The sequence below is a fragment of the Phaeobacter sp. HF9A genome (genome assembly GCF_011806385.1).
In the GTDB taxonomy this organism is placed as follows: Bacteria; Pseudomonadota; Alphaproteobacteria; order Rhodobacterales; family Rhodobacteraceae; genus Epibacterium.
In genome coordinates, this window is record NZ_JAATOX010000047.1 from 24187 (window position 1) to 30254 (window position 6068).

General features: G+C 62.6%; 7 protein-coding genes. All 7 read left to right on the forward strand.

Features of this window, described 5'->3' with window-relative positions; translation table 11 throughout:
* The 7 genes from HCZ87_RS10435 (at position 1) to HCZ87_RS10465 (ending at position 5760) form a co-directional block, all read left to right on the forward strand.
* On the forward strand, positions 1 to 984 hold the full coding sequence (locus HCZ87_RS10435; RefSeq protein ID WP_167643697.1) for a branched-chain amino acid ABC transporter permease: 984 nt from the start codon (positions 1 to 3) through the stop codon (positions 982 to 984).
* The gene (locus tag HCZ87_RS10440) at positions 981 to 1745 is read left to right on the forward strand and encodes an ABC transporter ATP-binding protein (RefSeq protein WP_167643698.1); all 765 of its coding nucleotides are present in this window, start codon (positions 981 to 983) and stop codon (positions 1743 to 1745) included. Before HCZ87_RS10435 ends, HCZ87_RS10440 begins: the two co-directional genes overlap by 4 nt.
* Positions 1732 to 2451: an ABC transporter ATP-binding protein gene (locus tag HCZ87_RS10445; protein WP_167643699.1), complete on the forward strand. Its 720-nt coding sequence runs from the start codon at positions 1732 to 1734 to the stop codon at positions 2449 to 2451. Before HCZ87_RS10440 ends, HCZ87_RS10445 begins: the two co-directional genes overlap by 14 nt.
* 15 nt (positions 2452 to 2466) lie before the next feature.
* The gene (locus tag HCZ87_RS10450; protein ID WP_167643700.1) at positions 2467 to 3435 is read left to right on the forward strand and encodes a dipeptidase; all 969 of its coding nucleotides are present in this window, start codon (positions 2467 to 2469) and stop codon (positions 3433 to 3435) included.
* Positions 3436 to 3905: 470 nt separating this feature from the next.
* Complete coding sequence (rpsD, locus tag HCZ87_RS10455; RefSeq protein ID WP_167643701.1) at positions 3906 to 4526, forward strand: 30S ribosomal protein S4; 621 nt, start codon at positions 3906 to 3908, stop codon at positions 4524 to 4526.
* Positions 4527 to 4728: 202 nt separating this feature from the next.
* A complete protein-coding gene (locus tag HCZ87_RS10460; protein WP_167643702.1) occupies positions 4729 to 5310 on the forward strand; it encodes a hypothetical protein in 582 nt (193 codons plus the stop codon).
* A gap of 3 nt (positions 5311 to 5313) precedes the next feature.
* On the forward strand, positions 5314 to 5760 hold the full coding sequence (locus tag HCZ87_RS10465) for a VOC family protein (protein WP_167643703.1): 447 nt from the start codon (positions 5314 to 5316) through the stop codon (positions 5758 to 5760).
* Positions 5761 to 6068 lie beyond the last annotated feature (308 nt).

Here is a 6068-nt window from a genome sequence, read left to right on the forward strand (position 1 = left end):
ATGAGCCAGACCATGCCCACCGCCAAACAACGCCGCCTGCGCAGCCTGCTGTTCTGGGCCGTGCCCGCGCTGCTGCTGCTTCTGCCCTTTGCCACCAACCCCTATACCCAGTTCATCGCCAATGGCATGCTGATTTCGGCGCTTGTCACCCTGGGCTTCACCCTGGTGATCGGCAATCTGGGCCAGCTGGCCTTTGCCAATACCGCCTTCTTTGGCATCGGCGCCTATGGCTCGGCGATCCTTGCTGCAAAGCTCGGCCTGCCCTGGCTCCTGACCATTCCGCTGGCAGGGGCGCTGGGCGCGCTCGGGGGTTTTCTGGCCTCTGCCGCCGCGCTGCGGGGCATTCGCAGCTATTATCTGGCGATCATCACCCTGGCCTTTGGCGAACTGATGCGCTGGGGCTATCTGCATGCCAAGCCGCTGACCGGCGGCACCGATGGCATGCCGATGCCACCCGAGACGCTCTTTGGCACTTCCTTCAGCAGTGACACGCTGAAATTCTATGTTTTCCTGGCGGTCACCGTGCTGCTGGTCAAGGCAACCCTGAACCTGATGCGCTCCCGCTTTGGCCGGGCGGTGATGGCGGTGCGCGAAAACGAGGTGGCGACCGCCTCGCTTGCGATCCCCACGTCGCGGGTGATCCTGGTGACCTTCATGTGGTCCGGATTTGTGGTCGGCTGCGCCGGGGCGCTGTTTTCGCGCCATGTCGGATATGTCTTCCCCGAGAGCTTTGGCATGCTGCATCTCATTGCCTCCTTCGCGATGGTGCTGGTGGGCGGGCTTGGCTCGGTGCTGGGCGCGGTCCTTGGCGCGGTGCTGCTGACGGCGCTGCCGGAATACCTCCGCGCCTTTCCGGGCATGGAGGAGCTGTTCTTCGGCCTCATCGTCGCGGCTGTGCTGGTGCTGATGCCGATGGGGCTTGCCAGCCTCCTGCGCCGCCTCTCGCCCATCTTTGTCGAACGTTTCTACCGGGAGGCCCCATGACCACGCTTCTAACTGTCGAAGGCCTGAGCGTGCGCTTTTCCGGCCTCACCGCGCTGGACGATGTGTCCTTCACGCTGGAAGAGGGCAATGTGCGCGCGGTGATCGGCCCCAATGGCGCCGGGAAATCCACGCTGTTCAACGCGATCTCGGGCTATGTGACGCCGACCTCCGGCACCGTGCACCTCAAGGGGCAGGAGCTGACGCAGCTCTCCCCCCATGCCATCGCCGAACAGGGCATCCGCCGTACCTTTCAGAATGGCGGGCTGTTCCCGGCGCTGACGGTGCTGGAGAATGTGCTCACCGGCTTGCACGCGCAGACCGAGGGGTCGTTTCTCGATATTCTGCTGGGCCGCTCAAAGGCGCTGAAATCGGAAGCCGAGAACATTCACCGCGCCCGCGAACTCCTTAAACTCATGTCGATGGATCACATGGCCGACACCCGTGCGGGCGATCTGTCCGGCGGCCAGCAGCGCATCGTCGAAATCGTGCGCACTGTTGCGTCTGACCCGCCGGTGCTGCTGCTGGACGAACCCGCCGTGGGCCTGTCGCCTGTCGCGCGCGATCAGATGATGCAGATCATCCATCGTCTCGCCGGCGAGAAGGGCGTGGGCATCCTGCTCATCGAACACGCGGTGGAGCTGGTGATGGCTGCTGCCGACCGGATCCTGGTGATGGCGGCAGGCGCCCGCATCGCCGAGGGCACCCCGGATGAAATCCGCGAAGACCGCGCCGTGCTGGAGGCCTATCTTGGACACGCCTGAACCGCTTCTGAAAATCCGTGATCTGCACGTCGGTTACGGCAAGAAACCCATCCTGCGCGGCGCCACCTATGATGTGTTGCCGGGCGAATGCCTGACGCTCCTCGGGGCCAATGGCTCGGGAAAATCCACCTCGCTCAACGCGGTCTGCGGCTTTGTCACCCCAACCTCCGGTTCGGTGCTGTTTGACGGCATCGAGACCGCAGGCCTGCCGCCGCATAAGATCTTTGGCCATGGCATCGCCCAGGTCAGCCAGGCGCGGGACCTGTTCCCCGATCTGACGGTCGAGGACAACCTGCGGCTCGGCGCCATGCGGCGGGGCGGCAAGGCTCTGGCGCAGAACCTGACCCGGATCTACCACCGCTTCCCGCGTCTGGCCGAGCGGCGCAAACAGGCCACCCGCACGCTCTCGGGCGGTGAGCAGCAAATGGTGGCCATCGGGCGGGCGCTGATGTCGGGGCCGCGGCTCCTGCTGCTGGATGAACCCTCCGGCGGGCTGTCGCCACAGTTCTGCGAGGAAATCGCCCGCATCATCGACGCGCTGAAAGAGGAGGGCGTGACCATGCTGATGGTCGAACAGAACCTCAATCTCGCCTTTCGGGCCGCGGATCGCTTCATCGTCCTGCGCGACGGTGTGGTGGTCGACGGCGGCGACGTCCGCGCCATGGCGGGCGATCATGACGCCATCGTGCGCAATATCTATCTCTGACTGAAGGATTTTTACATGACCACCCTGCATGACGATCTCATTGTCTTTGACGGGCTTATCATCTCCGATTGGGGACGGCCGGTGTTCGAGGCCATGGCACAGGGCGGGCTGACCGCCGCCAATTGCACCTGCTCGGTCTGGGAGAACTTCCGCGACACCATGAGCGCCATCGGCGCCTGGAACGCCCAGTTTCGCGATAATGCGGATCTGATCCTCAAGGCCAAAACCGTCGCCGATATCCGCCGCGCCAAGGCCGAGGGCAAGGCCGCGATCGTGCTGGGCTTTCAGAACACCACCGCGTTCGAGGACCGGCTGGAGTTCATCGAGCTGTTCAAGGAACAGGGCGTTGGCATCGTGCAGATGACCTACAACACTCGCAACCTTGTGGGCTCGGGCTGCTATGAGAGCACCGACAGCGGCCTTTCCGATTTCGGCCACGAGGTGGTGGCCGAGATGAACCGCGTCGGCATGCTCTGCGATCTGAGCCACGTGGGGCCCAAGACCTCCGAGGATGTGATCCGCGCCTCGAAAAAACCGGTCGCCTATTCCCACTGCCTGCCCGCGGGGCTGAAGGCGCATCCGCGCAACAAATCCGACGAGCAGCTGCGCTTTATCGCCGATCAGGATGGCTTTGTCGGGGTGACCATGTTCCCGCCCTTCCTGGCCGCGGGCAACAATGCAACGGTGGATGACTACGTCGCCGCCATCGACTATATCGTCAATCTGGTGGGCGAGGAACGCGTCGGCTTTGGCACCGATTTCACCATGGGCTATGGCGCGAAGTTCTTTGAATACCTCAACCGCGACAAGGGCTACGCGCGCCAACTGACCGAGATCTGGGAGGTGGAATTCCCCGATGGTCTGGAATCCATCTCTGATTTCCCCAATCTTACCGCCGCGATGGAACGCGCCGGCTGGTCAGAAACCAAGATCCGCCGGGTCATGGGCGAAAACTGGCTCTCCCTCCTTGATCGCGTCTGGTAAGCGCGCAATACATGCCAATACGCGGCCCGGCATTCCCGGGCCGCGCTTCTCCATTGCCGCAGCCGCGCCATCGCTGCACGACCGCGATCCCGCGCGCTTTCTTCTAACCGGAAATATCCTGGGGTGAATTGGCCGCAAGGCCAAGAGGGGCAAAGCCCCTGCCGCCTCCACGCCCGGTGCTGCGCCGGTCGCTGCGCTTAGGGCGGCATCACAGCGCCAATTCCTATTGACACCCCCAGCAGTTCCTATATACGCGCGGCTTCATTGGTGTTGGTGGGCCCCGCGAGGGGATCCCTGTCATGGTAGCGGATCAAAGCATCCAAACCCAAGAGGACAACGCCCTTTATCGCCGCAACGGCTCTGAGCCTGTTCTGATTTCAACGGTTGCCGTGACGCTCGTGTCCGCAACCCGCAAAATGGGAACCGGTTTTCGGATGAAGTTGCGGAGCCACATATAAAGGAGAACAGCCGTGACCAAACGCACGTCTGCCAAGTACAAAATTGACCGCCGCATGGGCGAAAACATCTGGGGCCGTCCGAAATCCCCGGTGAACCGCCGCGAATACGGCCCCGGCCAGCACGGTCAGCGCCGCAAGGGCAAACTCTCTGACTTCGGTATCCAGCTGCGCGCCAAGCAGAAGCTGAAAGGCTACTACGGCGACCTGACCGAGAAACAATTCCGTCGCATCTACGGCGAAGCCGAGCGTGTCAAAGGCGACACCGGTGAAAACCTGATCGGTCTGCTGGAAAGCCGTCTCGACGCCGTCGTCTACCGCGCCAAATTCGTGCCGACCGTCTTTGCGGCCCGTCAGTTCGTGAACCACGGCCACGTGCTGGTGAACGGCAAGCGCGTCAACATTCCTTCTTACCGTGTGAAAGAAGGCGACGTGATCGAAGTGCGCGAGAAATCCAAGCAGAACGTTGCCGTTCTGGAAGCCGTTCAGCTGACCGAGCGTGACGTTCCCGATTACGTCGAAGTTGATCACTCCAAAATGACCGCAACCTTCGTGCGCGCACCCGGCCTGGCCGATGTGCCCTATCCGGTTGTGATGGAACCGAACCTCGTGGTCGAATTCTACGCCAAAAACTAATCTCCTGGCTCCGCTTCGGGGCTCTTGGATGGATTTTCGGAAAAGCCGCTCCTTTGGGGCGGCTTTTTTGCACGTCGACACCCTCGCGGCAGGGATGACGTCAGGAATCTCTTGGGGCAAGCCGTGATTGCGGCTTATGGTAGCGCTGACTCCGGGCCGACGGCAAAACGGCAAGAGGCGCCGGACCAATGGGGAGTATTCTATGTCGCTTAAATCCGCCGCTCTCGCCGCAGGGCTGATCACCGGCCTGGCCCTGTCCGCAGTTTCTGCGCTGGCCGCACCGCTCAAGCTCCAGCCCGCAGATCCGCAACCCTCGGGGCTGAAGCCCGGTCTTTCGGTGCGCTACGCCTATCCTGCAGATGTCAAAACCCTCGCCTCTGCACGCAATGCTTTGAAATACAAAACAGAACGTGGCGCCCCGCTGAGCGGTCTGGACTATCGCGACACCGAGCTGGGCCAGCCGGTGCTGACCTCCAAACGGTCCGAGCGCGTGGTGGCCGATATCTGGGGCTATGTGCGCTTTGACAAGCCCGGCGTCTATACCATCGACTTTCTGACCAATGACGGGCTGAACGCGGTGGTGGGTGGTCAGGTGGTGGGGCATTTTGATGGCCGCCAACCCTGCGAGGAGACCTTTGCCGTGGAGGTCGAGGTGCCCAAGGCCGGATGGTATCCGCTGGAGGCGCTCTGGTTCCAGCGCACCAACACCGCCTGCCTGCACATGCGCGCGGGACCGAAGGGCAAGCGCCCCAAATGGATGCCGAACGCGGCCTTTGGCCACTGAGCGGTGGCTGCTGCGCTTGTGCCGGAGCTTTCGGTTACGGATTGGGCGGCGTCGCGGCGGTTTTATCACGAGGTTTTGGGCTTTGGCGTGCGGTATGAGCGGCCAGAGGAGGGGTTCTCTTACCTCGCGCTTGGCGCGGCGGAGCTGATGATTGATCAACTTGGTGTGGGACGCGATTTCGACGCAGACCTCAGTGCCGCCGCGCGCCCATTCGGGCGAGGGACCAACCTTCAAATCGAAGTTGCGGATGCAGCCGAGCTGTCGCAGCGGGTTGTCCGGGCGGGTTATGCTCTGCGCTTGCCGCTTGAGGACAAATGGTATCGCGTTGGTGCAGCAGAGGAGGGCAACCGGCAGTTCCTCCTTGAGGATCCTGACGGCTATATGTTGCGGTTTTTCCAGGATCTGGGGCCCGCTCCGCAGGAGCATAGCATTCGGAGCGCACAGCGATAGACCCCTGCCTGGGGCTGAAAGTACCGTGGGACTAGCCGATCACGCGACAACAGGTTTTTGTGGCATTTCGCGCAGGGGCAAGGAACGACCAAGTCAATAATCTGACCTGAATACGCAGGCCTCCGGCTGGCCGTGGATGTTGTGCGAGGGGCTGCCTGTCCCGCTAGCGCTCGCGGAGCCAGCCTGACGGCGGGGAAGGAGGCCGATAGGCCCAATGTGATCGTCCCCCAAACCCTGTGATGCTGCGCCAGCAAGGAGATGTTTCGCCTCGGGCTTTGCCCGAGGCGACCCGCGCCGCGCGCCCTTCG

Bases quoted from the DNA above. Each gene is read 5' to 3' on its own strand.
- HCZ87_RS10460 (WP_167643702.1), top strand. From the start codon at position 4,729: ATGTCGCTTAAATCCGCCGCTCTCGCCGCAGGGCTGATCACCGGCCTG.
- HCZ87_RS10450 (WP_167643700.1), top strand. From the start codon at position 2,467: ATGACCACCCTGCATGACGATCTCATTGTCTTTGACGGGCTTATCATC.
- HCZ87_RS10440 (WP_167643698.1), top strand. From the start codon at position 981: ATGACCACGCTTCTAACTGTCGAAGGCCTGAGCGTGCGCTTTTCCGGC.
- HCZ87_RS10435 (WP_167643697.1), top strand. From the start codon at position 1: ATGAGCCAGACCATGCCCACCGCCAAACAACGCCGCCTGCGCAGCCTG.